This is a genomic window from Pseudomonas sp. B34(2017) (assembly GCF_002112915.1).
In the GTDB taxonomy this organism is placed as follows: Bacteria; Pseudomonadota; Gammaproteobacteria; order Pseudomonadales; family Pseudomonadaceae; genus Aquipseudomonas; species Aquipseudomonas pharyngis.
Map to the genome: position 1 here is coordinate 301,497 of NZ_NEJA01000003.1, position 24,462 is coordinate 325,958.

At 60.9% G+C, this 24,462-nt stretch carries 27 protein-coding genes and 1 pseudogene; 9 read left to right on the forward strand and 19 right to left on the reverse strand.

All coding sequences use genetic code 11. The features are described 5' to 3' along the window. Positions 1-2 precede the first annotated feature (2 nt). From CAF80_RS10985 to exbB, 4 genes are all read right to left on the reverse strand, one after another. Positions 3-932 (reverse strand): hydrogen peroxide-inducible genes activator, encoded by a 930-nt coding sequence (locus tag CAF80_RS10985; protein ID WP_007954418.1) that lies wholly within the window; start codon positions 930-932, stop codon positions 3-5. Positions 933-1,107: 175 nt separating this feature from the next. Next, positions 1,108-1,854 (reverse strand): energy transducer TonB, encoded by a 747-nt coding sequence (locus CAF80_RS10990; RefSeq protein WP_074689973.1) that lies wholly within the window; start codon positions 1,852-1,854, stop codon positions 1,108-1,110. Then, entirely contained in the window at positions 1,851-2,279 is a 429-nt protein-coding gene (gene exbD, locus CAF80_RS10995) for a TonB system transport protein ExbD (protein ID WP_039765185.1), read from the reverse strand. The genes CAF80_RS10990 and exbD overlap by 4 nt, the downstream gene beginning before the upstream one ends. Before the next feature lie 6 nt (positions 2,280-2,285). Further along, entirely contained in the window at positions 2,286-3,239 is a 954-nt protein-coding gene (gene exbB / locus CAF80_RS11000) for a tonB-system energizer ExbB (protein ID WP_085667343.1), read from the reverse strand. Between the two features lie 188 nt (positions 3,240-3,427). Between exbB and CAF80_RS11005 the strand changes: the two genes are divergently transcribed. Then, positions 3,428-4,285: an SDR family oxidoreductase gene (locus CAF80_RS11005; RefSeq protein WP_039765190.1), complete on the forward strand. Its 858-nt coding sequence runs from the start codon at positions 3,428-3,430 to the stop codon at positions 4,283-4,285. Positions 4,286-4,348: 63 nt separating this feature from the next. Here CAF80_RS11005 and CAF80_RS11010 read toward each other — a convergent pair whose 3' ends face one another. From CAF80_RS11010 to CAF80_RS11035, 6 genes are all read right to left on the reverse strand, one after another. Then, the gene (locus CAF80_RS11010; protein WP_074689978.1) at positions 4,349-5,089 is read right to left on the reverse strand and encodes a hypothetical protein; all 741 of its coding nucleotides are present in this window, start codon (positions 5,087-5,089) and stop codon (positions 4,349-4,351) included. Positions 5,090-5,161: 72 nt separating this feature from the next. Next, entirely contained in the window at positions 5,162-5,542 is a 381-nt protein-coding gene (locus CAF80_RS11015; protein WP_003229509.1) for a RidA family protein, read from the reverse strand. A 24-nt stretch (positions 5,543-5,566) separates the two neighbouring features. Next, the gene (spoT, locus tag CAF80_RS11020) at positions 5,567-7,672 is read right to left on the reverse strand and encodes a bifunctional GTP diphosphokinase/guanosine-3',5'-bis pyrophosphate 3'-pyrophosphohydrolase (protein WP_007954439.1); all 2,106 of its coding nucleotides are present in this window, start codon (positions 7,670-7,672) and stop codon (positions 5,567-5,569) included. 57 nt (positions 7,673-7,729) lie between these two features. Further along, a complete protein-coding gene (gene rpoZ / locus CAF80_RS11025) occupies positions 7,730-7,993 on the reverse strand; it encodes a DNA-directed RNA polymerase subunit omega (RefSeq protein ID WP_003229503.1) in 264 nt (87 codons plus the stop codon). Positions 7,994-8,161: 168 nt separating this feature from the next. Further along, complete coding sequence (gmk, locus tag CAF80_RS11030; protein ID WP_003229498.1) at positions 8,162-8,782, reverse strand: guanylate kinase; 621 nt, start codon at positions 8,780-8,782, stop codon at positions 8,162-8,164. A gap of 13 nt (positions 8,783-8,795) precedes the next feature. Continuing rightward, on the reverse strand, positions 8,796-9,659 hold the full coding sequence (locus CAF80_RS11035) for a YicC/YloC family endoribonuclease (RefSeq protein ID WP_039765196.1): 864 nt from the start codon (positions 9,657-9,659) through the stop codon (positions 8,796-8,798). Positions 9,660-9,926: 267 nt separating this feature from the next. Between CAF80_RS11035 and rph the strand changes: the two genes are divergently transcribed. Next, complete coding sequence (rph, locus tag CAF80_RS11040) at positions 9,927-10,649, forward strand: ribonuclease PH (protein ID WP_003229494.1); 723 nt, start codon at positions 9,927-9,929, stop codon at positions 10,647-10,649. A gap of 29 nt (positions 10,650-10,678) precedes the next feature. Then, positions 10,679-11,047 (forward strand): DUF4870 domain-containing protein, encoded by a 369-nt coding sequence (locus CAF80_RS11045; RefSeq protein WP_039765199.1) that lies wholly within the window; start codon positions 10,679-10,681, stop codon positions 11,045-11,047. Positions 11,048-11,110: 63 nt separating this feature from the next. On the opposite strand, the gene CAF80_RS11050 is transcribed toward CAF80_RS11045, so the two are convergent. Further along, positions 11,111-11,890 (reverse strand): exodeoxyribonuclease III, encoded by a 780-nt coding sequence (locus CAF80_RS11050; RefSeq protein WP_007920349.1) that lies wholly within the window; start codon positions 11,888-11,890, stop codon positions 11,111-11,113. Positions 11,891-11,972: 82 nt separating this feature from the next. Here CAF80_RS11050 and pyrE point away from each other — a divergent pair, with 82 nt between their 5' ends. Next, the gene (gene pyrE / locus CAF80_RS11055; protein ID WP_011336558.1) at positions 11,973-12,617 is read left to right on the forward strand and encodes an orotate phosphoribosyltransferase; all 645 of its coding nucleotides are present in this window, start codon (positions 11,973-11,975) and stop codon (positions 12,615-12,617) included. Between the two features lie 70 nt (positions 12,618-12,687). Here pyrE and argB read toward each other — a convergent pair whose 3' ends face one another. The 4 genes and pseudogenes from argB to coaBC all read right to left on the reverse strand — a co-directional run bounded on the left by argB (position 12,688) and on the right by coaBC (position 16,920). After that, complete coding sequence (gene argB, locus CAF80_RS11060; protein ID WP_007954443.1) at positions 12,688-13,593, reverse strand: acetylglutamate kinase; 906 nt, start codon at positions 13,591-13,593, stop codon at positions 12,688-12,690. A 24-nt stretch (positions 13,594-13,617) separates the two neighbouring features. Continuing rightward, a pseudogene (locus CAF80_RS11065) lies at positions 13,618-14,994 on the reverse strand (phosphomannomutase/phosphoglucomutase); the annotation flags it as partial. A gap of 256 nt (positions 14,995-15,250) precedes the next feature. Beyond that, positions 15,251-15,706, reverse strand: a complete 456-nt coding sequence (gene dut / locus CAF80_RS11075) for a dUTP diphosphatase (RefSeq protein ID WP_007954445.1) — start codon at positions 15,704-15,706, stop codon at positions 15,251-15,253. Between the two features lie 5 nt (positions 15,707-15,711). After that, entirely contained in the window at positions 15,712-16,920 is a 1,209-nt protein-coding gene (gene coaBC, locus CAF80_RS11080) for a bifunctional phosphopantothenoylcysteine decarboxylase/phosphopantothenate--cysteine ligase CoaBC (protein WP_039765205.1), read from the reverse strand. Positions 16,921-17,054: 134 nt separating this feature from the next. Here coaBC and radC point away from each other — a divergent pair, with 134 nt between their 5' ends. Further along, entirely contained in the window at positions 17,055-17,729 is a 675-nt protein-coding gene (radC, locus tag CAF80_RS11085) for a DNA repair protein RadC (RefSeq protein WP_039765208.1), read from the forward strand. A gap of 132 nt (positions 17,730-17,861) precedes the next feature. Here the strand turns inward: radC and CAF80_RS11090 are convergent, their stop codons facing one another. Continuing rightward, positions 17,862-19,448 (reverse strand): ABC transporter substrate-binding protein, encoded by a 1,587-nt coding sequence (locus tag CAF80_RS11090; RefSeq protein ID WP_074689980.1) that lies wholly within the window; start codon positions 19,446-19,448, stop codon positions 17,862-17,864. A gap of 446 nt (positions 19,449-19,894) precedes the next feature. Between CAF80_RS11090 and rpmB the strand changes: the two genes are divergently transcribed. Together rpmB and rpmG are read left to right on the forward strand one after the other, a co-directional pair. After that, positions 19,895-20,128 (forward strand): 50S ribosomal protein L28, encoded by a 234-nt coding sequence (gene rpmB, locus CAF80_RS11095; protein WP_039765213.1) that lies wholly within the window; start codon positions 19,895-19,897, stop codon positions 20,126-20,128. An 11-nt stretch (positions 20,129-20,139) separates the two neighbouring features. Further along, positions 20,140-20,295 carry a 50S ribosomal protein L33 gene (gene rpmG / locus CAF80_RS11100; protein WP_003177274.1) on the forward strand — a complete coding sequence of 52 codons (156 nt, stop codon included), beginning with the start codon at positions 20,140-20,142 and terminating at the stop codon, positions 20,293-20,295. 84 nt (positions 20,296-20,379) lie between these two features. On the opposite strand, the gene CAF80_RS11105 is transcribed toward rpmG, so the two are convergent. The 3 genes from CAF80_RS11105 to CAF80_RS11115 form a co-directional block, all read right to left on the reverse strand. After that, positions 20,380-20,583 (reverse strand): I78 family peptidase inhibitor, encoded by a 204-nt coding sequence (locus CAF80_RS11105; RefSeq protein WP_039765218.1) that lies wholly within the window; start codon positions 20,581-20,583, stop codon positions 20,380-20,382. Between the two features lie 152 nt (positions 20,584-20,735). After that, positions 20,736-20,936, reverse strand: a complete 201-nt coding sequence (locus tag CAF80_RS11110; protein WP_039765219.1) for a hypothetical protein — start codon at positions 20,934-20,936, stop codon at positions 20,736-20,738. An 84-nt stretch (positions 20,937-21,020) separates the two neighbouring features. After that, the gene (locus CAF80_RS11115; protein WP_039765221.1) at positions 21,021-21,383 is read right to left on the reverse strand and encodes a cupin domain-containing protein; all 363 of its coding nucleotides are present in this window, start codon (positions 21,381-21,383) and stop codon (positions 21,021-21,023) included. Between the two features lie 235 nt (positions 21,384-21,618). Between CAF80_RS11115 and CAF80_RS11120 the strand changes: the two genes are divergently transcribed. Next, on the forward strand, positions 21,619-23,112 hold the full coding sequence (locus CAF80_RS11120; protein WP_039765223.1) for an aldehyde dehydrogenase: 1,494 nt from the start codon (positions 21,619-21,621) through the stop codon (positions 23,110-23,112). Between the two features lie 184 nt (positions 23,113-23,296). Next, complete coding sequence (locus CAF80_RS11125) at positions 23,297-24,442, forward strand: MFS transporter (protein ID WP_039765225.1); 1,146 nt, start codon at positions 23,297-23,299, stop codon at positions 24,440-24,442. Positions 24,443-24,462 lie beyond the last annotated feature (20 nt).

Consider the following 24,462-nt stretch of genomic DNA (forward strand, 5'->3'; position numbering starts at 1 on the left):
GCTTAACCGGCCGTAACCGGTGCGGCTGGTTTGGCGACCGAGCACAGACGAATGGAGTCGGCGAGGATCTCGATGGCTTTCGGCCGTGGGAAGCTCGCACGCCAGGCGATGGCCACGGTGCGGAACGGCACCGGTGCCGACAGCGGGCGCACTTCGATCACGCCGGGGGCGTAGTGGTGGCTGTCCACCGCTGACAGCGGCAGGATCGAGATGCCCAGACCGGACGCGACCATGTGGCGAATGGTTTCCAGTGAGCTGGATTCGACCGTGGTGTGCTTGGCGCCGTCGTTGCCCTTGGTCAGGGTCGGGCAGGCTTCCAGCACTTGATCGCGGAAGCAGTGGCCTTCGCCGAGCAGCAGCAGGCTCTTGTCGTTGAGCAGCGCGGCGTCGATGGATTCTTTCTGGGTCCACGGGTGCTGGGCCGGCATCAGGACGTAGAACGGCTCGTCGTAGAGTTGCAGGGTCAGCACGTCGGCTTCGTTGAACGGCAGGGCGATGATGATCGCGTCCAGCTCGCCGTTGCGCAGTTTGTCGCGCAGCACGTGGGTGAAGTTTTCTTCGATGTACAACGGCATCTGCGGGGCGACCCGGTGCAGTTGCGGAATCAGGTGCGGGAACAGGTACGGGCCGACGGTGTAGATCGCGCCGACTTTCAGCGGGGCGGTCAGCTGGTTCTTGCCGGCCTGGGCCAGTTCGCGGATGCCCTGGGCCTGCTCCAGCACTTTCTGCGCCTGGGCGACGATGCCTTCACCGACCGGGGTCAGGCGCACGGCGCTTTTGCTGCGCTCGAAAATCAGCACACCGAGTTCGTCTTCAAGCTTTTTCACGCCCACCGACAGGGTCGGCTGGCTGACGTGGCAACGCTCGGCCGCGTGGCCGAAATGCTGCTCTTGGGCGAGGGTAACGATGTAGCGTAATTCTGTGAGAGTCATAGCAAGCGTCCATGAAGATGCGGGCCAAGCATACCGGCTGCAATCGATAGACGCACGTTATCAGACTGAGTGATGAATGCGACACCGGGCAATGCCGGTTTGCCGTGGATGGATAAGCGAAAGGCACCTTTCGGTGCCTTTTGGGCTGGATCAGGCCGGGCTTCGCGAGTGCGAATCAGCGGCGGCGCTCCAGCGAGTACACAAACGGCGCAACGATTTCGATCGCGCCATTGGTCAGCATGTCCGCCGGTGGCTTGGGCAGCGGCTGGGCGCGGCGGATCATTTCCAGGGTGGCCCGGTCCAGATCGGCGTTGCCGGAGCGGCTCACCAGTTCGAACGACAGCACGTTGCCTTCGCCATCAACCACGAAACGCAACCGGTTCAAGCCTTCCTTGCCCCGTGCCTGAGCGCTGGCCGGGTACTTCTTGTACTTGGCCAGATGCGCGAGCAGGGTGCCTTGCCAGCTGGCCTTGGCGGCCAATTGTGCAGGCGACGGGCCCGGTGCAGGCTGGGCGGATTTCTCCGTCGGGGCCTGAGTCGGCTGGGTATCGGCCGGCTTCTCTTCGGACGGTTTCTCCTTCGGCGGATCGGGCAGTTTCTTCTCGATCGGCTTCGGCGGTTTGGGTTTCGGCTTGGGCTTGGGGTTGGGCACCGCGATCTCGGCTTTCGGCGCTTCGGCCAGTTTCGGGATCGGCAGTTCCTCAACCGGAGCCGGTGGCTGCGGTGGCGTGACGACTTTCGGCGGTGCGGGCGGTGGCGGGGCCGGAACCGGTGCCAGCTCGACCATCATTGCCTGCGGCGGCAATTCGATGGGCGGGCGGACGTTCCAGTTCAGCGCCAGCGCGATGGCCAGCGCGTGAACACCCAGCACCACGGCCAGGCTACCGCTGTAACGCGTCAGCTTATGGCGCGTGGTGATCATTTCTTGACTGCGCTCTCGAGTCCGACCAGACCGACCTTCAGGTAACCGGCGGCGCGCAGGTTATCCATCACGCTCATCAGGTCGCCGTAATCCACGCCTTTATCGGCCTGGAAGAAGATCGTCGTGTCTTTCTTGCCTTGGGTCTTGGCGTCGAGGACTGCGCCGAGGGTTTCGGCTTTCACTTCGTCATCGCCAATGAACAGGCGCTGGTCAGCCTTCACGCTGAGGAACACCGGTTTCTCAGGCCGCGGCGCCGGTTTGGCGGTCGAGGCAGGCAGGTCAACCTTGATGTCCACGGTGGCCAGCGGCGCGGCCACCATGAAGATGATCAACAGCACCAGCATCACGTCGATGAACGGCGTGACGTTGATTTCGTGGTTCTCGGCCAGATCGTCGTCTGCGCCTTCTTTCAAATGCAGGCCCATGGCCGATTACCCCACTTTCACCATGTGCGGTTGCGAGCTGTTGCGCTCAGGCTGGTGGTCGAGGTCGCGGCTGACCAGCAGCAGCACCTGAGCTGATGCATCGGACACCTGAGCCTTGTAACCGGCGATGGAGCGGGCAAAGACGTTGTAGATGACCACGGCAGGAATCGCGGCTACCAGACCCAGTGCGGTAGCCAGCAGCGCTTCAGCGATACCCGGTGCTACGACGGCAAGGTTGGTGGTCTGGGTTTTGGCGATGCCGATGAAGCTGTTCATGATGCCCCACACGGTACCGAACAGACCGACGAACGGTGCGGTGGAACCGATGGTGGCGAGGACGCCGGTGCCGCTGCTCATGTTGCGGCCACAGGCGGCAACCAGACGCTCGAGGCGGAAGCTGACGCGTTCCTTGATGCCTTCTTTCTCGCGGGCGTTGGTCGACAGGCGCATTTCTTCCAGTGCGTCGTGTACCAGCAGGTTGGCGAGGGTGCCTTCCTTCGCGGCGGTGGCGCTGGCCTCTTTGAGCGTGGCGGCTTTTTTCAGGGCGGCAATCTCGCCGCGCAGACGACGCTTGGCGCCCATCAGCTCGAAGCCCTTGGCGATCCAGATGGTCCAGGTGATGATCGAGGCGATGGCCAGACCGATCATCACGGCTTTAACGATCACGTCGGCGTTCTGGTACATGCCCCATGGCGACAGGTCGTGGGCCATGCCCAGGGTGTTGTCGGCTTCGAGGACTTCCGGCGCGTCGGCGGCGCTGGCGTCTACGGCCTGCACCGGGTCGGTCGCGGCAGGTGCGGCGGCCGGAGCGCTCTGCTCGGTGGCGGCTGGCGCGGCCGGGGTTTGTGCGTCAGCGAAGGCGGCGGCTGGCGCCAGCATCAGGCTGAGCAGCAGGGCAGCCACGGCGCTCCAGGCGCGAGGTCGGTTGGTTGGCGAAGCGGAGTTTTGAATGCGTGTCATGCTGGCCGGACCTGAGATAGAAAAACGGTAATGCTCTTCCAGGCCTCGTGAGGCCGAGAACAAAAGTGGCGTGCATTATTGCAAGTAATTCTTGTTAACAGAAGTAATAGAGTTGCTTTTTTTCCTTCATTGCTAGCCGCTCGTCCTTTGCCGAGGCTAGTCTGTCGCTTTCCGATGGGAGATTTTTGATGTCCGCGCCTTCTGTTTTGATCGCCGGTTGTGGTGATGTCGGCAGTCGTCTGGCCACGCAATTGCTGGCTGCCGGCTTCCAGGTCTACGGCCTGCGCCGTGATATTTCACGTTTGCCGGACGGCGTTATCGGTGTCGCCGGTGACTTGTTCAATGAAGATTGCCCCGAGACCTGGCCGGTGGGCGCTATCGATTACCTGGTGTATAGCGCGGCGGCCACCGATCACGATGAGGTCGGTTATCGCGCGGCTTATGTGCAGGGTTTGCAGCATGTGCTGGGTTGGCTGAACGATTACGGTCAGGAGCCGGAGCGGCTGCTGTTCGTTTCCAGCAGCAGTGTTTATGGCCAGCAAAACGGCGAATGGGTTGATGAAAAATCCGAAACCGTCGCTGCGGGTTATTCCGGTCGGGTGATGCTGGAGGCCGAGCAGGTTGCGCTCAACAGCGGCATTCCTGCGAGCATCGTGCGCCTGACGGGTATTTATGGCCCTGGTCGTGAATGGCTGCTGACCCAGGTGCGTCGGGGTTATCGCGTGGCGGTCGATCCGCCGCTGTATGGCAATCGCATCCATGCCGATGACGCGGCGGGGTTGATGGCGTTTCTGCTGGAAGCGGCTCGCAGAGGCGGGGCGCTGGATGACATCTATATCGGCGTGGACGATGCGCCGGCGCCGCTGGCCGAGGTGGTAGCGTGGCTGCGTGAGTATCTGGGTGTCACCGAGTGGTCGGAAGACGAGAGCGTGCGTCGCACCGGCAGCAAGCGTTGCAGCAATGCCCGGGCGAAGGCGCTGGGATGGGTGCCGAAGTATCCGAGTTATCGCGAGGGGTATGCGGCGATTCTTGAGGGGCGCTGCTGATCTTCGGTCGTAAAAAAGGCGGAAGCAAATGCTTGCTCCCGCCTTTTTTGTCTCAAGCGCCGATCACTGCTTCTCGAGCAACCACTTGCGTTCACCCGGGGTGAACTGCGGTTGTTCGTCCGCCAGTGCCGTGTTCACGGCCTGCAGGATTTCCAGCTCTTTGCCCTTGCGAACAAAGATCCAGTTGTTGCCCTGGCCGTTCTGCTGCAACCACATGCTGTCGTTGCCGCTGCTCATCGATGCGCAATCGCCTGCGAGGCACAGCGCATAGCGGTCGGCACCCGGCAGGCCGGAGACTTGACCGTCCGCCTGGAACTGCACGGTGGCGCCTTCGCCCTGGCCGCTGGTGATCGTCCAGTTGCCGCCCAGATAAGCGGAATACAGCGCGCGTTCGAAGCTGGCGCCGATCGGTGCGCCGTCCGGCACCGGGATCTGTGCGCGGTCGAAGACTTGTTCCGGTTCATTTTCGTTGGCAGCTTGTTGCAGTTGGCCGCCGTCGCGTTTCAGCTCGCTGGCGGAGCTGCCATAGAAGTCGACTTTCCAGGCGCCGGACTGTTCGCCGAGCAAGCGACCTTCGACGTTTTCGAAACCGTTGGTGTAGCGGGCCTGACCGGCCTTGGTGTTGACGTCCCACTCCAGGTTCGGGCCGTAAGCCTGAAGCGCTTCGCGCAGGGGGCCGCCCTTGGCAGCGGCATCGATGGCGACCTGATTTATCCAGGTGCCGCTGATGTCACGGTCGGCAGGGTTGCTGGCGCAACCGCCGAGGAAAATGGCGAGCAGCGAGAGAGCAAGCGCTTTGCGCATGGTGGAATCCTTTCAAAACCTTTTCTTTACCGCAGAGCAGTCGGCGCGGCGTCTGAAGCCGCGCCGTGCGCATTACTCGATGACCAGAATGGCATCCATTTCAACCTGCGAACCCTTTGGCAGGGCTGCCACGCCGATGGCGGCACGCGCCGGGTACGGCTGGTCGAAGTACTTGCCCATGATCTCGTTGACCTTGGCGAAGTGGCTCAGGTCGGTGAGGAAGATGTTCAGCTTGACGATGTCCTTGAACGAACCGCCGGCGGCTTCGGCCACGGCTTTCAGGTTCTCGAACACCTGGACGGTCTGGGCTTCGAAGCCTTCGACCAGTTCCATGGTTTTTGGATCGAGGGGAATCTGACCCGACATGTAAACGGTGTTGCCAGCCTTGATCGCCTGGGAGTAAGTGCCGATGGCGGCCGGGGCCTTGTCGCTGGTGATAACAGTCTTGGTCATGTATGACTCCTTGTAATGATTGAGTTATGCACGCATGCGGGTGATGCGGATCACCCCGGTCAGGGCGCGCAGTTTCTTGATCACGCGGGCCAGGTGCACACGGTCGTGGACGCTGACCACCAACTGGACAACGCTGATGCGACCATCGCGTTCGTCCATGCTGATCTTCTCGATATTGCCGTCGGCTGCGTTGACGCTGCTGGCCAGCAGGGCGATCAGGCCGCGCTGGTGCTCCAGCTCGACGCGCAGTTCGACGTTGAATTCGCCGGTGACATCCTTGGCCCACGAGAGCTGGATGCATTTTTCCGGGTTGTGACGGATTTCGCTGATGTTGCGGCAGTTGTCCAGGTGCACGACCATGCCCTTGCCCGCCGACAGGTGACCGACAATCGGGTCGCCCGGGATCGGCGTACAGCATTTGGCATAGCTGAGAACCAGGCCTTCGGTGCCGCGAATCGCCAGCGGACCTTCCGGGCTTGGCAGTTGTTCGCCTTCGCCGAGCAGGCGGCGCGCCACGACGTAGGCCATGCGGTTGCCCAGGCCGATGTCTTCGAGCAGGTCTTCGATCAGTTCGAGGCGGTACTCGGTGAGCATCGCCTTCACGCGTTCGGCCGGAATCTGTTCCAGCGCGCTGTCGAAGCCGTTGAGCACCTTGTTCAGCAGGCGTTCGCCGAGGCTGATGGATTCGGACCGGCGTTGCAGTTTCAGCGCGTGGCGAATATGGGTTCGCGCCTTGCCGGTGACCACGAAGTTGAGCCACGCCGGGTTCGGCCGTGCGCCGGGAGCGCTGACGATCTCGACTGTGGAGCCGCTTTGCAGCGGTTCGGACAGCGGCGCGAGACGACGGTTGATCCGGCAGGCGATGCAGCTGTTGCCGACGTCGGTGTGCACCGCGTAGGCGAAGTCCACAGCCGTGGAGCCTTTGGGCAGCTCCATGATCCGGCCTTTGGGCGTGAACACGTAGACCTCGTCCGGGAACAGGTCGATCTTCACGCTCTCGATGAATTCCAGCGAGTTGCCGGCGCGTTGCTGCATTTCCAGCACGCCCTTGACCCACTGACGGGCGCGGGCGTGGGTGCCTTTCGGCTGCTCGTCACCGCTGGATTTGTACAGCCAATGGGCGGCGATGCCGTTGTTGGCCATCTCTTCCATTTCACGGGTGCGGATCTGGATTTCGATCGGGACGCCGTGCATGCCGAACAGCGTGGTGTGCAGCGACTGATAGCCGTTGGCCTTGGGGATCGCGATGTAATCCTTGAAGCGCCCCGGCAACGGTTTGTACAAATTATGTACAGCACCCAGCACGCGGTAGCAGGTATCGACCTTGTCGACGATGATCCGGAACGCATAGACGTCCATGATCTCGTTGAAGGCCCGACGCTTGCCGCGCATTTTCTTGTAGATGCCGTAAAGATGTTTCTGGCGACCGCTGACTTCACCCTGGATGCCGTCGATGGCGAGGCAGTGGCCGAGGGATTCTTCGATCTTGTTGACGATTTCCTTGCGGTTGCCCCGGGCGCGTTTGACGGCCTGGTAGATCCGCGCGGAACGCATCGGGTGCATCGCCTTGAAGCCGAGGTCTTCGAATTCGATGCGGATCGCGTGCATGCCCAATCGGTTGGCGATGGGTGCGTAGATCTCGAGGGTTTCCTTGGCGATACGCCGGCGTTTTTCGCCGGACAGCACTTCCAGCGTGCGCATGTTGTGCAGGCGGTCGGCAAGCTTGACCAGGATCACGCGAATGTCGCGTGCCATGGCCATGGCCATCTTCTGGAAGTTTTCCGCCTGGGCTTCAGCCTTGGTCTCGAAGTTCATCTGGGTCAGTTTGCTGACCCCGTCGACCAGTTCGGCCACGGTTTCACCGAACTGCGCTTGCAGCGCTTCCTTGGCGATACCGGTGTCTTCGATCACGTCATGCAGCATCGCAGCCATCAGGCTCTGATGGTCCATGTGCATGTCGGCAAGAATATTTGCCACGGCAAGAGGATGCGTGACGTACGCCTCGCCGCTACGGCGGCGTTGGCCGTCGTGGGCTTGTTCGGCGTAGAAATACGCTCGGCGGACCAGGTTGACCTGGTCGTTGCCGAGGTAGGTCGATAAGCGATCGGCGAGGGCGTCTATGCTCGGCATGATGTCTCCTGCCGTAGGCTGTGATCCCGCGCCGTGCTACGTCGACCAGGCATAGGCTTAGACGGCCTCGTTGGACTCGTCCTCGAACGCAGCGAAGACAGGGTCTTCGTGGACGATTTCCTGCTCGGCGATGAACTCGTAGCTCATCAGGCCTTCAGCGATTTCACGCAGCGCAACTACGGTCGGTTTGTCGTTTTCCCACTGAACCAGGGGCTCTTTGCCGCCGGTGGCCAGTTGACGGGCACGCTTGGTAGAGAGCATGACCAGCTCAAAGCGGTTTTCCACGTGTTCTAGGCAGTCTTCAACGGTTACGCGGGCCATGGTATTCCTCGGAGCGAATGCAATATGCGCGCTGCCCGGTTGGGCGAGCGGACTCAACAGTTTAAAAAATCACCAGCGATTAGGGAAGCGCTGATTTTTTGACCAGACTCTTCAACGCGCTGCAAGTGCCAATGTAAAGCCCTTGCAGCGGTTTTGGGAAGTGCTGTTTCAGCCCAGCAATTCAGCCAGCAATTTGCCGAAACGCACTTGCTGGCGTTTCTGTTGCAACTGATTGGCGCGGAAAATCGCCTTCAGATCGTCCAGCGCATGGGCGAAATCGTCATTGATGATCAGGTAGTCGTACTCGACGTAATGGCTCATCTCGCTGACCGCTTCACGCATCCGGCCGTCGATGATCTCGTCGCTGTCCTGGCCACGGTTGGTCAGGCGCTGGTGCAGGGCCTGCAGCGATGGCGGCAGAATGAAGATCGAACGGGCCTGCGGCATCAGCTTGCGCACTTGCTCGGCGCCTTGCCAGTCGATTTCCAGAATCAGGTCGTGGCCTTCGTCCAGGGTCTGCTGCAGGCGGCTTTGCGAGGTGCCGTAGAAGTTGCCGAAAACTTCGGCGCGTTCCAGGAAGTCGCCGTGCTCACCCATCTTCACGAACTCTTCGCGGGTCACGAAGTGATAGTTCACGCCATCCACTTCGCCCGGGCGCATGGCGCGGGTGGTGTGGGAAATCGAAACGCGGATTTCCGGGTTGGCGTCGGTCAGGGCCTTGACCAGACTGCTCTTGCCCGCGCCCGAAGGGGCGGAAATGATGTACAGGGTGCCGGTGCTGTGGGTCATGTCGGGGGTAGCCTTACTCAATATTCTGCACTTGTTCGCGCATCTGCTCGATCAACACCTTGAGGTTGACCGCCGCCTGGGTGCTGCGCGGGTCGAAGGCCTTGGAGCCCAGTGTGTTGGCTTCGCGGTTGAGCTCCTGCATCAGGAAGTCCAGGCGCCGGCCGGCGGCACCGCCGGACTTGAGCACCCGGCGAACTTCGATGATGTGGGTGCTCAGGCGATCCAGTTCTTCGGCCACGTCGCTCTTTTGCGCGAGCATGACCATTTCCTGTTCCAGACGCTGCGGATCCATCTCGGCCTTCATGTCGGCGAAACGGTCGAGGACTTTCTGGCGCTGGGTGGCGAGCATCTGCGGAACCAGTTCGCGCAGGGTCACTACATCTTCTTCGATGGAGGTCAGGCGATCGTTGATCAGGCGTGCCAGCTCCGCGCCTTCGCGCTCGCGGCCGGCCTTGAGGTCTTTCAGGCCCTGATTGAACAGGGCCAGCGCCTCGGCGTTCAGCGCCTGCGGATCGGAGGCGTCGGCCACCAGTACGCCCGGCCAGGCCAACACTTCCAGCGGGTTCAGCGCCGCCGGGTTCTTGATCAGGTCAGCAACGGTTTCGGCAGCGGCGACCAGTTGCGCGGCGCGCTCGCGATCCACCTGCAGCGGCTTGCCGGTGCTTTCCTCGGTGAAACGCAGGGTGCATTCCAGTTTGCCGCGCGACAGGCCCTGGCGCAGGGCTTCGCGGACAGCGCCTTCGAGGTCGCGAAACGACTCCGGCAGGCGCAAGTGGGGTTCCAGGTAACGGCTGTTGACCGAGCGCAGTTCCCAGCTCAGGGTGCCCTGGACGCCGGCTTTTTCGACGCGGGCGAAGGCGGTCATGCTGTGCACCATGGGGTGACCTCGCGATACAGATCGGCGCGAATTGAAGCTCCGCAGCTCGATATCAATGAATTTAAGCCGACTGGCAGCAAAGGCGCAGGATTGTAGCGCAGTGCGGCAGATGCGCCCAAACACACGGTGTGACAAAGGGCTGCAGGCCGTCGGCAATGCGCGTTTCAGGGCCTTCGGTCGTCGGCCGGATTTTTTAACGAGTGCCCAGGCGCGGTGCGCGGCTCTATAATGCTCCGCAGTTTTCCGTCCCCAGTACAGGTATCTCCTATGAAACGTCCTAGTGGTCGCGCTGCCGATCAGCTCCGCTCGATCCGCATTACCCGCAACTACACCAAACACGCCGAGGGATCGGTACTGGTCGAATTCGGTGATACCAAAGTCATCTGCACCGTCAGCGTAGAAAACGGCGTGCCGCGTTTTCTCAAAGGCCAGGGCCAGGGTTGGCTGACCGCCGAATACGGCATGCTGCCGCGCGCCACCGGCGAGCGTAACCAGCGTGAAGCGAGCCGTGGCAAGCAGGGCGGTCGTACCCTGGAAATCCAGCGCCTGATCGGCCGTTCCCTGCGCGCCGCGCTGGACATGTCCAAGCTGGGCGACGTCACCCTGTACGTCGATTGCGACGTAATCCAGGCTGACGGCGGCACCCGTACCGCGTCGATCACCGGCGCCATGGTTGCGCTGGTCGATGCACTGAAAGTGATCAAGAAGCGTGGCGGCCTGAAAGGCGGCGACCCGCTCAAGCAAATGATCGGCGCCGTTTCCGTGGGCATGTACCAGGGCGAGCCGGTGCTGGATCTGGACTATCTTGAAGATTCCGCTGCCGAGACCGACCTCAACGTGGTGATGACCAGCACTGGTGGCTTCATCGAAGTGCAGGGCACCGCCGAAGGCGCGCCGTTCCAGCCTGAAGAGCTGAACGCGATGCTGGAGCTGGCCAAGAAAGGCATGAACGAGATCTTCGAACTGCAAAAGGCTGCACTGGCCGACTGAGCAGGTTCGTAACCCGCAAGGAGGACACGATGAGTGATGAGCAAGAGTTGCTGCCCAAGCCGAGCCAGGAGGTTCGCCAATGGGCCATGTTTTGTCACTTGTCCGCCTTGCTGGGGATCTGGATTCCGTTCGGCACGCTGATCGGGCCGCTGGTCCTGTGGCAGATGAAGCGCGAGACCGATCCGTTCATCGACGCCCAGGGCAAGGAAGCGTTGAATTTCCAGATCACCGTGGCGATTGCTTCGATGGTCTGCTTCGTTCTGATGCTGTTGCTTATCGGGTTCGTGCTGTTTGGCCTGCTGGCCATTGCGGCGCTGGTGCTGACGATTATCGGCGGAGTGAAAGCCAACGAAGGCTTCCCTTATCGTTATCCGTTCACCTGGCGGTTGATCAAATAACGAACGATCGCCCACAAAAAAACCGACGGTGAAGTCGGTTTTTTTGTGTCTGCGAAAGGCCGCTTAGATGGTCAGCGTCCAGTCGTAGTCGACGATCAGCGGCGCGTGCTGCGAGAACCGAGGCTGACGCGGCAGGCGTGCGCTGCGCACGAAGCGTCGCAGGCCCGGGGTCAGGATCTGGTAGTCGAAGCGCCAGCCCAGATTCAGCATCTCGGCCTGTTCGTTGTCCGGCCACCAGCTGTACTGGTCACCTTCGCGGCTGACTTCGCGCAGGGCATCTACGTAGCCCATGTTGCCGACAATCTCGTCCATCCAGGCGCGTTCCGGCGCCAGGAAGCCCGGTGATTGCTGGCTGTCGCGCCAGTTCTTGATGTCGAGCTTCTGCTGCGCGACGTACAGCGAGCCACAATAAATGTACTCGCGACGTTTGCGCCGCTGTTTGTCCAGGTACTTGCCGAAGTCGTCCATGAGCTTGAACTTCTGGTTCAAGTCCTCATCGCCGTTCATCCCCGAAGGAAGCAGCAAGGTGGCAATACTGACTTTGTCGAAATCTGCTTGCAGGTAGCGCCCGTAGCGGTCGGCCGTCTCGAATCCGAGACCGCTGATGACAGCCTTCGGTTGCAACCGCGAATACAAAGCCACGCCGCCTTGGGCAGGGACTTCAGCATCGCAGGCATAAAGGAAGTAGCCATCCAGTTGGAAGGCTGGGTCGTCCAGTTCAAAGGCGGAGGCACGGGTGTCCTGCAGGCAGATGACGTCGGCATTCTGTGCCTGCAGCCAACTGAGCAAACCGCGCTCGACTGCAGCCTGAATACCATTGACGTTCACACTGATGATCCGCATAAATGGCCCCAAAAATCGCGTGCGTGTATGATACACGGCGTCAAGCTAATTAGCTAAATCCGTGGTATTTGGGGTTTTTTTCATGCAAGCGTATCAGCGCGATTTCATTCGTTTTGCCATCGATCGCGGCGTTTTGCGCTTCGGTGAGTTCACCCTGAAGTCCGGGCGCACCAGTCCTTACTTCTTCAATGCCGGCCTGTTCAACTCGGGTTCCGCGCTCGCGCAGCTGGGACGTTTCTACGCCGCAGCCATCGCCGAGAGCGGCATTCCGTTCGACGTGCTGTTCGGCCCGGCCTACAAAGGCATCCCGCTGGCGGCAACTACTGCTGTGGCGCTGGCCGAGCACCACAACCGTGACCTGCCTTGGTGCTTCAACCGCAAGGAAGCCAAGGCCCACGGCGAAGGCGGCAGCCTGGTCGGCGCGCCGTTGACCGGCGACGTGCTGATCATCGACGACGTGATCACCGCCGGCACCGCGATCCGTGAAGTGATGCAGATCATCGCTTCCCAGGACGGCGCCAAGGCTGCCGGCGTGCTGATCGCCCTGAACCGTCAGGAGCGCGGCAACGGTGAGCTGTCGGCCATTCAGGAAGTCGAACGTGATTTCGGCATTCCGGTCATCAGCATCGTGTCGCTGAACCAAGTGCTGGAATTCCTGGCAGACGACCCGCAGCTCAAGCAGCACCTGCCGGCCGTTGAAGCCTATCGCGCCCAGTTCGGCGTCTGATCGCAGCTTCAGGCAAAATAAAGACCCCGCTCAGCCAGGCTGAGCGGGGTCTTTTTATTTGCGCGAGCGCTTATGGACGCTTGCGATTGCTGATCAGCGTACCCACACCGGTATCGGTGAAGATTTCCAGCAGGATCGCATTCGGAACGCGGCCGTCGATAATCAGCGAGCTGCCCACGCCGCCCTGAACCGCTTCCAGTGCACAGCGAATCTTCGGCAGCATGCCGCCGTAGATGGTGCCGTCGGCGATCAGGTCGTCGACCTGCTGGGTGCTCAGGCCGGTCAGTACGGTGCCCGACTTGTCCATCAGGCCGGCGATGTTGGTCAGCAGCATCAGCTTCTCGGCTTTCAGCGCTTCGGCAACCTTGCCAGCCACCAAGTCCGCGTTGATGTTGTACGACTCGCCGTTTTCACCCACACCGATCGGCGCGATCACCGGGATGAAGTTGCCTTTGACCAGCAGGTTCAGCAGTTCGGTGTTGATCCCGACCACTTCGCCCACATGGCCGATGTCGATGATTTCCGGTTGGGTCATCTCCGGGGTCTGGCGGGTGACGGTGAGCTTCTTCGCACGAATCAGCCCGGCGTCTTTACCGGTCAGGCCGATGGCGCTGCCGCCGTGACGGTTGATCAGGTTGACGATGCTTTTGTTGACCTGACCCCCGAGGACCATTTCCACCACATCCATGGTCGCGGCGTCGGTAACGCGCATGCCGTCGACGAAGTGGCTTTCGATCGACAGACGCTTGAGCAGATCACCGATCTGCGGGCCACCGCCGTGCACGACCACCGGGTTGATGCCCACGGCCTTCATCAGCACGATGTCGCGGGCGAAGCCGGTTTTCAGCTCCTCGCTTTCCATCGCGTTGCCGCCGTATTTGATCACCAGGGTCTTGCCGACGTATCGGCGGATGTAAGGCAGCGCTTCGGACAGGACCTTGGCAGTGTTGGCGGCGGCATCGCGTTCGAGGGTCATTCAGGGCTCCGGGTGAATCAGCAATCAGAACGGTAGTTGGAGATCAGGTGCAACGCGTTTCAGTTGGGCATGGAACACAGCCTTGATGCGCTGCAGTTCCGCCTCGTCATCGGCCTCGAAGCGCAGCACCAGCACCGGTGTGGTGTTGGACGCGCGCACCAGGCCCCAGCCTTTGGCGTAGTCGACCCGCACGCCGTCAATGGTGGTCAGGTCGGCGCCTGGGCCCCACTGGGCATCGTGCAGTGCATCAATGATGCTGAATTTGCTCTCTTCGGTCACATGGATATTGATTTCCGGCGTGGAAATATCGTTCGGGAAGGTCGCGAACAGCTCCTCGGCCGAAGATTTTTCCTTGCTGAGGATTTCCAGCAGCCGTGCGGCGCTGTAAATGCCGTCGTCGAAACCGAACCAGCGTTCCTTGAAGAAAATGTGCCCGCTCATCTCGCCGGCCAACAGTGCGCCGGACTGTTTCATTTTCTTTTTGATCAACGAGTGACCGGTCTTCCACATTAGCGGCCGACCGCCATATTCCTTGATCAGCGGGATCAGGCGACGGGTGCATTTGACGTCGAAGATGATTTCCGCGTCCGGGTTGCGCGCCACCACGTCACGGGCGAACAGCATCAGCAGGCGATCCGGGAACACGATGGTGCCGGTGTTGGTCACCACGCCGACGCGATCGCCGTCGCCGTCGAAGGCCAGGCCGATGTCGGCGTTGGTTTCCTTGACCTTGGCGATCAGGTCGACGAGGTTCTCAGGCTTGCCCGGGTCCGGGTGATGGTTCGGGAAGTTGCCGTCGACTTCGCAGAACAGCGGGATGACTTCGCAGTTCAGCGCTTCGATCAGTTGCGGGGCGATCACGCCGGCTGCGCCGTTGCCGCAGTCGACCACGACTTTCAGGCGGCGGGCCAGTTTGATGTCCTGGACGATTTCGGTGGTGTAGCGGTCGAGAATCTCGACCTGGGTCACGCTGCCCGTGCCGCTGCTCAGGTTGCCGGTCTTGATGCGCTCATGCAGGACCTGGATCTGTTCGTTGGCGAGGGTGTCGCCGGCGATCACGATCTTGAAGCCGTTGTAGTTCGACGGGTTGTGGCTGCCGGTGAGCATCACGCCGGATTTGCCGGCCAGCACGTTGGCGGCGTAGTACAGCGCAGGCGTCGGCACCAGGCCGACGTCGCTGACATGGCAGCCGCTTTCGGCGATGCCGCGGATCAGTTCGGCAACCAGTTCCGGGCCGGACAGACGGCCGTCACGACCGACGGACACGTTCGGTTCGCCCTGGGCCAGGCTTTGGGAGCCAATGGCGCGACCGATCCAGTAGGCGGTTTCGCCATTGAGGAATTCCGGCACGGTGCCGCGAATGTCATAGGCGCGGAAGATGCTGTCGGGAAGCTTCGGGGCGACTTGGGCGGGGGTGCTCATCTGCAAAAATGCTCCATCTCGAAAGTGGCTGGACACACCGACGACTATTCGACGGCAAGCTCAAACTGAAGGGTATGACGGCGGTTTTCACAGAGAGTTCGTGGTGTGAAAGGGCCATGACGCCTCGTACGGCGTGGCTTTGGCCTGTCAATGCCTTGATTTTCAGCGGTAAAGCTTTCAGATGAATCTGCCTATTTTTATGGCGAAGGAGCAGGCTCCCTCGCCATAAAACCAATCACTTGGTGCCGGAATGGCCGAAACCGCCAGCGCCGCGTTCGGTTTCGACGAACTCTTCAACCATTTCGAAGTGCGCCTGAACCACCGGCACCAGCACCAGCTGCGCCAGGCGCTCGCCGACCGGCATGGTGAATTCGGTCTGGCCACGGTTCCAGCAGGACACCATCAGCGGGCCCTGGTAGTCGGAGTCGATCAGGCCGACCAGATTGCCCAGCACGATGCCGTGCTTATGGCCCATGCCCGAGCGCGGCAGGATCAGCGCGGCGAGGTTCGGATCGCCGATGTAGACCGACAGACCGGTGGGGATCAGCACCGTTTCACCCGGCTTGATCACGATGTCCTCTTGCAGCATGGCGCGCAGGTCAAGGCCGGCGGAGCCCGGTGTGGCGTATTGCGGCAGCGGGAATTCGGTACCGATGCGTGGGTCGAGGATCTTGGCTTGCAAAGCGTGCATGTAAATTAAACCTGGTTCAGACGTTCGGCGATAAAAGTGACCAGTTGGCGAGCGATCTTGCTCTTGCTGGTCTGGGCGAAAAGCGTGGCGTGCAGCGCACGGTCGATGACGCTGCAGGCGTTTTCTTCGCTGTTGAAACCGATGCTCGGGTTGGCGACGTCGTTGGCGACGATCAGATCGAGATTCTTGTCCTTCAGCTTGCGCGCAGCGTAGTCGAGCAGGTGTTCGGTCTCGGCGGCGAAGCCGACACTGAACGGACGGTCGGGACGGGTCGCGATGGTGGCCAGGATGTCCGGGTTGCGCACCATTTGCAGGACGAAGCCGTCGCCGCTCGTAGGGTCTTTCTTCAATTTTTGCGGGGCGACGACTTCCGGACGGTAGTCCGCAACCGCCGCCGAGGCGATAAAGATGTCGCAAGGGATCGCGGCTTCACACGCGGCGAGCATGTCGCGGGCGCTGACCACGTCGATCCGGGTGACGCGATCCGGCGTCGGCAAATGCACCGGGCCGCTGATCAGGGTCACGCGGGCGCCGGCTTCCACCGCCGCTTCGGCCAGGGCGAAGCCCATTTTTCCGGAGCTGTGGTTGGTGATGTAGCGCACCGGGTCGATGTTTTCCTGGGTTGGGCCGGCGGTGATGACCACGTGCTTGCCGGTCAGCGCCTGACGCTGGAAGCAATCCGCCGCGAGTTGAGCCAGATCGGTGGCTTCCATCATGCGGCCCATGCCGACGTCGCCGCAGGCCTGGCTGCCGGAGGCCGGGCCGAAGGTCTTCAGGCCACGGCTTTCAAGGAGTTGCAGGTTGGCCTGGGTCGCCGGGTCGCGCCACATGGCCTGGTTCATGGCCGGGGCGACGGCCACGATGGCGTCGGTGGCCAGCACCAGGGTGGTCAGCAAATCGTTGGCAATGCCTTGGGCCAGACGGGCCAGCAAGTCGGCGGTGGCCGGGGCGATCAGCACCAGATCGGCCCATTTGGCCAGTTCGATGTGGCCCATCGCCGCTTCGGCGGCCGGGTCGAGCAAGTCCAGGTGAACCGGGTGGCCGGACAACGCCTGCATGGTCAGCGGGGTGATGAATTCGCTGCCGCCACGGGTCATGACCACGCGCACTTCGGCGCCCTGATCGATCAGGCGGCGCACAAGGTCGGCGCTCTTGTAGGCAGCAATGCCGCCGCCGACGCCCAGAACGATGCGTTTCCGATACAGCCGCTGCATAGGTCTGCCTTTCATTTCGTTGGTGACATACGTGGCGAACCCCCTCCCCAGGGTGAATTCGCCCGCAAAAAAGATGGGCTACGATATCACAGCGACCGCTACGGAACAGCGGCGCCCACAGACAAGGAAGGTGTATGAGTATTCGCGATTGGCCGGCGGCGGAAAGGCCGCGGGAGAAGCTGTTGGAGCAGGGCTCGGGAAGTCTTTCCGATGCCGAGTTGCTGGCGATTTTTCTGCGCACCGGGGTATCCGGCAAAAGTGCGGTGGATCTGGCGCGACACTTGTTGAATCAGTTCGGCAGCCTGCGAGCGTTACTGGAGGCTGATCTCGGGGCGTTCAGCGAGCAATTGGGACTGGGACCGGCGAAATTTGCTCAATTGCAGGCCGTGTTGGAGATGGGGCGGCGACACTTGGCCGAGCGCATGCGCCAGAAAACGGCGTTGGAAAACCCGCAGGTCGTGCGTGATTACCTCAAGGCCATGCTGCGCCACGAGCCGCACGAGGTGTTCGGTTGCCTGTTTCTGGATTCCAAACATCAGGTGCTGACCTTCGAGACGCTGTTTCGCGGCTCCATCGACAACACGGCCGTGCACCCCCGGGAAGTCGTGAAGCGTTCGCTGGCCAACAACGCGGCGGCGGTGATCCTGTGCCACAACCATCCGTCGGGGAACAGCGATCCGAGTCAGGCTGATCGATTATTGACCAAGCGTTTGCAGAAGGCTTTGGAGCTGATCGACGTGCGGGTGCTGGATCACTTCATCGTTGGCGATGGCGAGCCGTTGTCGATGGCTGAGTGCGGCTGGATGTAGCTCCGAAGGGAGAATGCAAAACCCTGTGGGAGCTGGCTTGCAAGCGATGACGGCGGCACATTCAGCACAATGTTGTCTGTCAGTCCGCTATCGCTGGCAAGCCAGCTCCCACAGGTTTTGTGTTGTGGCGGATTACTTCAGGGTGACCTTGGAGTAATCCTGCCGCCCAAACGGGCTCACCGAGTAACCCTGCACGTCCTTACGCGTCAGCGCATATGCCGTCGGATGAGCCAGCGGCAGCCACAGCGCCTGCTGCTGGATCTGCGCCTGCGCCTGCTCATACAGCTTGGTGCGTACGCCTTGTTCGCTGGTGGTCTTGCCGGCGCTGATCAGCTTGTCCAGGTCGGCATTGCAGTAGCGGGCGAAGTTGGTGCCGGATTTGACCGCCGCGCAGGAAAACTGCGGCGTGAGGAAGTTGTCCGGGTCACCGTTGTCACCGGCCCAGCCCATGAACAGCAAGTCATGTTCGCCAGCCTTGGCGCGACGGATCAGTTCGCCCCATTCGATCACGCGGATTTCCGCTTGAATGCCGATTTCTGCCAGATCCGATTGCAGGAGCTGCGCGCCGAGGCTCGGGTTCGGGTTGAGCAGGCTGCCGGACGGGCGCGTCCAGATGGTGGTCTGGAAACCGTCCTTCAATCCGGCCTTGGCCAGCAGGGCCTTGGCCTTGTTCACGTCGTGGGCGTAACCCGGCAGGTTCTTCGCGTAGCTCCAGGTGTTCGGCGGGTACGGGCCGTTGGCGGCTTCGGCGGTGTCCTCGAACACGGCTTTCAGGTAGTTGGCCTTGTCGAAGGCGAGGTTGATCGCCTGACGCACTTCCGCTTTGTCCAAGGGCGGATGCTGGCTGTTGATGCCTACGAAAGCAGTCATGAACGCGTCAGTCTTTTCGACTTTCAGCGTCGGCTCTTGCTTGGCAGCCTGTACGTCCAGTGGTTTTGGCGACAGGGCAATCTGGCACTCGTTGCGCCGCAGCTTTTGCAGCCGCACGTTGGCGTCCGGGGTGATGGCGAAGATCAGTGGGTCCACCGCAGGTTTGCCGCGGAAGTAATCCGGGTTGGCCTTGTAGCGGATCGAGGCGTCTTTCTGGAACCGGGTGAAGACGAACGGCCCGGTGCCGACCGGCTGGCTGTTGAGCTTGTCGGTGGCGCCGGCCTTCAACAGCTTGTCGGCGTATTCAGCAGAATAAATCGAGGCGAAGCCCATGCTCAGGGTCGCGAGGAACGTCGAGTCCGGATGATCGAGAGTGAAGCGCACGGTCAGCGGATCCAGTGCGTCGATCTTCTTGATCAGGCTCGGCAACTGCATCGACTGGGCGTGTGGGAAGCCGCTCTGGGCGACTTTGTGCCACGGGTTGGCCGGGTCGAGCATGCGGTCGAAACTGAATTTGACGTCTTCGGCAGTCAGCTCGCGGGTCGGCTTGAAGTAGTCGGTGGTGTGGAACTTCACCTGCGGGTGCAGCTTGAAGACGTAGGTCAGGCCGTCGGTGCTGACTTCCCAGCTGGCGGCCAGGCTCGGGACCACCTTGCCGCTGGCGGTGTCGAAGTCCACCAGGCGATTCATCAGCACGTCGGCCGATGCGTTGGTGGTGGTCAGCGAGTTGTACTGCACCACGTCGAAGCCCTCGGGGCTGGCCTCGGTGCAGACGCTCAGGGCGGCGGCCTGGGCCAGTGGACTCAGTAACAGCGGGGCGAAGAGCAGGGGGAGGGCAGCGAGGCGCATGGTCGGCTTCCTTTACAGATCGAAGGCCCATCTGCAAGTGCAGTCTGGAAAAGGCCTACCCTAGTGGTCGCGATTGCAAATGACTATCCCCTTTTTGCATTTTCGGAGCTGCGCGGCTGAGGATTTGTCGGAACAGACGGTAGGAAAAGTCTCGATTGCGGGCATGGCCGATTTTCTTCGACGAATGGTAAAAATTGCCGGCAGCCTTTGCCCAAGGCGCTTGCGGCCGGGAAAAGCGGCTTTTTAGCCATTCTTTGCGCACGGAAAGTTGTTGCTCCGTGGTCTTTCTGGTATAAAGCAGCGCTCTTTTCTAGGGGCCCGGTTCCTTCGCTTGTAGGTGTAGCCGGTAAGACCTCTAAAGAATCGCGGCGCCTGGCGCCACAATGACTAGAGATTAAGCGGCCAACCCATGCCGGGTTGGGCATGTGGTTTTAGAGGGCTGAGGCATGTCTAGAGTATGTCAAGTTACCGGTAAGGGTCCGGTGACTGGGAACAACATTTCCCACGCAAACAACAAAACCCGTCGTCGTTTCCTGCCGAACCTGCAGCATCACCGCTTCTGGGTTGAAGAAGAGAAACGTTTCGTGCGTCTGCGCGTATCTGCCAAAGGCATGCGTATCATCGACAAGCGTGGCATCACTGTCGTGCTGGCCGAACTCCGCAAAGCTGGCAAGATCTAAGGGAGCTAATCATGCGTGAATTGATTCGTTTGATTTCGAGCGCCGGTACTGGTCACTTCTACACTACCGACAAGAACAAGCGCACTACTCCGGACAAAATCGAGATCAAGAAATATGATCCGGTTGTTCGCAAGCACGTGATCTACAAGGAAGGCAAAATCAAGTAATTGATTTTTCCCGACTTACGAAAAAGGCCCGTATCTCACGATACGGGCCTTTTTTGTGCCTTCGAATATAGATTTGCCAGCCGTTTAGCCAAAGCTGAATGATTCGATATTGCCTGCCTTATTGACCCTGATGACTATACGCTCAGGATTCAACTCGCGACTCATCAGATCCCTGGGGCCAATCACTTGCATGCGGCCGGTCAACTCGGTGATGTAACGTTTGACGCTCACTACATAGCGGCTGCCTGCCAAATGTCGAATTTGTTGCAGGACCTGTTCATTGGTCATGTTCTTTAATCCTTTTGATTGAATGTCGAGTCCGTCCGGGCCATTCAGTACTCCGTCTGGGCAGGTGCCCGGTGCGGTATATATTTATGTGCAACAAGGCCCCCACATTGCTGTGCAGGCCTTGTTGCAGGGGGGGCTTCAACCTCTGATCATCATTTGAAGATTTCAAACCACACGATCTTGTCGTCACGAGTCACGATTTGCACGAGCTGATACTTCTTCATGGCATTGTCTACTAACCTTTGCTTTTCGACACGAAAGCCGGTCAGCTCGGCGATGTAGACTTCTACCGACTCCACGTACGGCGTGCCGATCAAGTGGTGAATTTTGTTGAAGATTTCAATGTGGATCACGCTGCATCTCCTTATGCATGATTGAGACGTCCTTATGGACGACCCGATTTTCAATCCCTCAACGCCTGGTCATGCACTACTTAGTTATTTTTTTGCTTCGAAGATCACATAGACCTTGCGACAAGCCTCCAGCACTTCCCAGGTGCCACGGAAACCGGCCGGAATCACGAAGCGGTCGCCGACACGCAGAGTCTTGGCGTTCCCATCGTTGTCACGCAATACCGAAACGCCCTGCAGGATTTCGCAGTATTCGTGCTCGGTGTAATTCACCGTCCACTGCCCGACCGCACCTTCCCACACGCCGACACCCATTTGCCCGCAAGGGCTGTCGTACTGATTGAACACCGCCTGCTCGGGATCGCCCTTGAGCACTTTGGCCGGGTCCGGGCGATAGCGTTCGGCTTCGGTTGTGGTCAGGCTGATGTCGACGACGTTCTGGATGTTCATTGTTGTTTTCTCCCGTGATGACGGCGCGGTGGCTTGAAAGGGCCAAAGTCTATGTTGATTAAATTGAACGCCGCAAGGCGCTATAACCGCCTTATGTCAAATATATTGAAACAACCCCGGCCGCTGGTTTAGGGTGGCGGATGCCTTGGGCCGAAAAGCAGGCTGGCCGGGCAGTATTCCTGAGGACGACCGCGACGATCGCGGCGCTCGTATTGAACAAGAGGAGGACACTCGAATGACCACCCTGACTCGTGCCGACTGGGAACAACGCGCCCGCGACCTGAAGATCGAAGGCCGCGCCTTCCTCAATGGCGAGTACACCGATGCCGTCTCCGGCGAGACCTTCGAGTGCATCAGCCCGGTCGATGGCCGTCTGCTGGGCAAGATTGCCAGCTGTGATGCCGAAGACGCCCACCGCGCCGTGGAAAACGCCCGCGCCACGTTCAACTCCGGCGTCTGGTCGCGCCTGGCGCCGACCAAACGCAAAGCCACCATGATCCGTTTCGCCGGCCTGCTCAAACAGCACGCCGAAGAACTGGCCCTGCTCGAAACCCTCGACATGGGCAAACCGATCAGCGATTCGCTGTACATCGACGTGCCGGGTGCCGCGCAAGCGCTGAGCTGGAGCGGTGAGGCGATCGACAAGATCTACGACGAAGTTGCCGCCACCCCGCACGATCAACTGGGTCTGGTAACCCGTGAGCCGGTTGGCGTGGTCGGGGCCATCGTGCCGTGGAACTTCCCGCTGATGATGGCCTGCTGGAAACTCGGGCCGGCGTTGTCGACCGGTAACTCAGTGATCCTCAAACCGTCGGAAAAATCCCCGCTGACCGCCATCCGCATCGCCGAACTGGCAGTCGAGGCCGGCATTCCGAAGGGCGTGCTGAACGTGCTGCCGGGTTACGGTCACACCGTCGGCAAGGCGCTCGCGCTGCATAACGACGTCGATACCCTGGTGTTCACCGGCTCCACCAAGATCGCCAAGCAGCTGATGATCTACTCCGGCGAATCGAACATGAAGCGCGTCTGGCTGGAAGCCGGCGGCAAGAGCCCGAACATCGTGTTTGCCGATGCGCCGGATCTGCAAGCCGCTGCCGAATCCGCCGCCAGCGCCATCGCCTTCAACCAGGGCGAAGTCTGCACCGCAGGTTCCCGTCTGCTGGTCGAGCGTTCGATCAAGGACAAATTCCTGCCGATGGTGATCGAGGCGCTGAAAACCTGGAAACCGGGCAACCCGCTGGATCCGGCTACCAACGTTGGCGCGCTGGTCGACACCCAGCAGATGAACACCGTGCTGTCCTACATCGAGTCGGGCCACACCGACGGCGCCAAACTGGTGGCCGGCGGCAAGCGCATTCTTCAGGAAACCGGTGGTACTTACGTCGAGCCGACGATTTTCGACGGCGTGAGCAACGCGATGAAGATTGCCCAGGAAGAGATCTTCGGCCCGGTGCTGTCGGTTATCGCCTTCGATACCGCCGAGGAAGCGATCAGCATCGCCAACGACACGCCTTACGGCCTGGCGGCGGCAGTCTGGACTCAGGACATTTCCAAGGCGCACCTGACCGCCAAGGCACTGCGTGCCGGCAGCGTGTGGGTCAACCAGTACGACGGCGGCGACATGACTGCACCGTTTGGCGGCTTCAAGCAGTCGGGCAACGGCCGCGACAAGTCGCTGCACGCGTTCGACAAATACACCGAGCTGAAGGCGACCTGGATCAAGCTGTAAATCGTTGACGGGAGCCTGAGTGAATCAGGCTCCCGAATCGAACGGAGATCCCTGTGGGAGCGAGCCTGCTCGCGATAGCGGTGTGACAGTCGACATCAATGTTGAATGTGACACCGCTATCGCGAGCAGGCTCGCTCCCACATTGGTTTTGTGTGAATAAAAATTATCCACAGGAGCGTGGACCATGCGTTGGGCGACGTATTTCGCCGTGTTGGCGTCTGTCTTGAGTGTTGGCCTGGCCCTCGGTGTCAGCATGCCGCTGGTGTCGTTGCGCCTGGAGGGCTGGGGTTACGGCTCGTTCGCCATCGGCGTGATGGCGGCGATGCCGGCCATTGGCGTGTTGCTGGGGGCGAAGGTTTCCAGTCATCTGGCCGCGCGCTTCGGCACGGCGAACCTGATGCGCCTGTGCCTGTGGGCCGGGGCGCTGTCCATCGGCCTGCTGGCGCTGCTGCCGAGTTACCCGATCTGGCTGGTGTTGCGGCTGATGATCGGCGTGGCTCTGACCATCGTCTTCATCCTTGGCGAGAGCTGGATCAATCAGCTGGTGGTCGAGCAGTGGCGTGGACGACTGGTGGCGCTGTACGGCAGTAGTTACGCGTTGAGCCAACTGTCCGGTCCGTTGCTGTTGGGCGCGCTGGGCACTGATCACGATTATGGTTTCTGGGTCGGTGTCGGTCTGTTGATCGTATCGCCGTTTCTGCTGCTGGGCCGCAGCGGTGCGCCGAGCAGCGAGGCCAGCAGCGTGACCTTCGGCGATCTGTGGGGCTTCGCTCGCGAACTGCCGGCCATCGCTTGGGCGGTGTCACTGTTCGCCGCGTTCGAAGCGATGATCCTGACGCTGCTGCCGGTGTATTGCCTGCAACAGGGCTTCACCGCTGAAATCGCGCTGGCGATGGTCAGCACCGTGGTGGTGGGCGATGCGCTGTTGCAATTGCCGATCGGTGCGCTGGCCGACTACCTGTCGCGACGGACCCTGTTCACCGCCTGCGCCGTGGTGCTGATGCTGTCGAGCCTGGCGATCCCGATGCTGCTCGACACCCTGCTGATCTGGCCGCTGTGGGTGCTGTTCGGCGCCAGTGCCGGTGGTCTGTTCACGCTTTCGCTGATTCTGATCGGCGAGCGTTACCGCGACGATGCGCTGGTGCGCGCCAATGCGCATGTCGCGCAGCTGTGGGGTGTCGGTTGTCTGATCGGGCCGTTGATGGCGGGCGCGGGCAGCCAGTGGATCAGTGGACATGCGTTGCCGTGGCTGATGGCGGCCGGCGCGTTCGGGCTGGTGATTCTGCTGTCGCGGCAAGGGGCGTTCGGCAAGGTGCCGGAGCCCGCTTGATGAGGCGGCTGGAGCGGGTT

Excerpts from the sequence above, each read along its gene's own strand:
- CAF80_RS10985 (WP_007954418.1), bottom strand. The coding sequence starts at position 932 with ATGACTCTCACAGAATTACGCTACATCGTTACCCTCGCCCAAGAGCAG.
- CAF80_RS10990 (WP_074689973.1), bottom strand. The coding sequence starts at position 1,854 with ATGATCACCACGCGCCATAAGCTGACGCGTTACAGCGGTAGCCTGGCC.
- exbD (WP_039765185.1), bottom strand. The coding sequence starts at position 2,279 with ATGGGCCTGCATTTGAAAGAAGGCGCAGACGACGATCTGGCCGAGAAC.
- exbB (WP_085667343.1), bottom strand. The coding sequence starts at position 3,239 with ATGACACGCATTCAAAACTCCGCTTCGCCAACCAACCGACCTCGCGCC.
- CAF80_RS11005 (WP_039765190.1), top strand. The coding sequence starts at position 3,428 with ATGTCCGCGCCTTCTGTTTTGATCGCCGGTTGTGGTGATGTCGGCAGT.
- CAF80_RS11010 (WP_074689978.1), bottom strand. The coding sequence starts at position 5,089 with ATGCGCAAAGCGCTTGCTCTCTCGCTGCTCGCCATTTTCCTCGGCGGT.
- CAF80_RS11015 (WP_003229509.1), bottom strand. The coding sequence starts at position 5,542 with ATGACCAAGACTGTTATCACCAGCGACAAGGCCCCGGCCGCCATCGGC.
- spoT (WP_007954439.1), bottom strand. The coding sequence starts at position 7,672 with ATGCCGAGCATAGACGCCCTCGCCGATCGCTTATCGACCTACCTCGGC.
- rpoZ (WP_003229503.1), bottom strand. The coding sequence starts at position 7,993 with ATGGCCCGCGTAACCGTTGAAGACTGCCTAGAACACGTGGAAAACCGC.
- gmk (WP_003229498.1), bottom strand. The coding sequence starts at position 8,782 with ATGACCCACAGCACCGGCACCCTGTACATCATTTCCGCCCCTTCGGGC.
- CAF80_RS11035 (WP_039765196.1), bottom strand. The coding sequence starts at position 9,659 with ATGGTGCACAGCATGACCGCCTTCGCCCGCGTCGAAAAAGCCGGCGTC.
- rph (WP_003229494.1), top strand. The coding sequence starts at position 9,927 with ATGAAACGTCCTAGTGGTCGCGCTGCCGATCAGCTCCGCTCGATCCGC.
- CAF80_RS11045 (WP_039765199.1), top strand. The coding sequence starts at position 10,679 with ATGAGTGATGAGCAAGAGTTGCTGCCCAAGCCGAGCCAGGAGGTTCGC.
- CAF80_RS11050 (WP_007920349.1), bottom strand. The coding sequence starts at position 11,890 with ATGCGGATCATCAGTGTGAACGTCAATGGTATTCAGGCTGCAGTCGAG.
- pyrE (WP_011336558.1), top strand. The coding sequence starts at position 11,973 with ATGCAAGCGTATCAGCGCGATTTCATTCGTTTTGCCATCGATCGCGGC.
- argB (WP_007954443.1), bottom strand. The coding sequence starts at position 13,593 with ATGACCCTCGAACGCGATGCCGCCGCCAACACTGCCAAGGTCCTGTCC.
- dut (WP_007954445.1), bottom strand. The coding sequence starts at position 15,706 with ATGCACGCTTTGCAAGCCAAGATCCTCGACCCACGCATCGGTACCGAA.
- coaBC (WP_039765205.1), bottom strand. The coding sequence starts at position 16,920 with ATGCAGCGGCTGTATCGGAAACGCATCGTTCTGGGCGTCGGCGGCGGC.
- radC (WP_039765208.1), top strand. The coding sequence starts at position 17,055 with ATGAGTATTCGCGATTGGCCGGCGGCGGAAAGGCCGCGGGAGAAGCTG.
- CAF80_RS11090 (WP_074689980.1), bottom strand. The coding sequence starts at position 19,448 with ATGCGCCTCGCTGCCCTCCCCCTGCTCTTCGCCCCGCTGTTACTGAGT.
- rpmB (WP_039765213.1), top strand. The coding sequence starts at position 19,895 with ATGTCTAGAGTATGTCAAGTTACCGGTAAGGGTCCGGTGACTGGGAAC.
- rpmG (WP_003177274.1), top strand. The coding sequence starts at position 20,140 with ATGCGTGAATTGATTCGTTTGATTTCGAGCGCCGGTACTGGTCACTTC.
- CAF80_RS11105 (WP_039765218.1), bottom strand. The coding sequence starts at position 20,583 with ATGACCAATGAACAGGTCCTGCAACAAATTCGACATTTGGCAGGCAGC.
- CAF80_RS11115 (WP_039765221.1), bottom strand. The coding sequence starts at position 21,383 with ATGAACATCCAGAACGTCGTCGACATCAGCCTGACCACAACCGAAGCC.
- CAF80_RS11120 (WP_039765223.1), top strand. The coding sequence starts at position 21,619 with ATGACCACCCTGACTCGTGCCGACTGGGAACAACGCGCCCGCGACCTG.
- CAF80_RS11125 (WP_039765225.1), top strand. The coding sequence starts at position 23,297 with ATGCGTTGGGCGACGTATTTCGCCGTGTTGGCGTCTGTCTTGAGTGTT.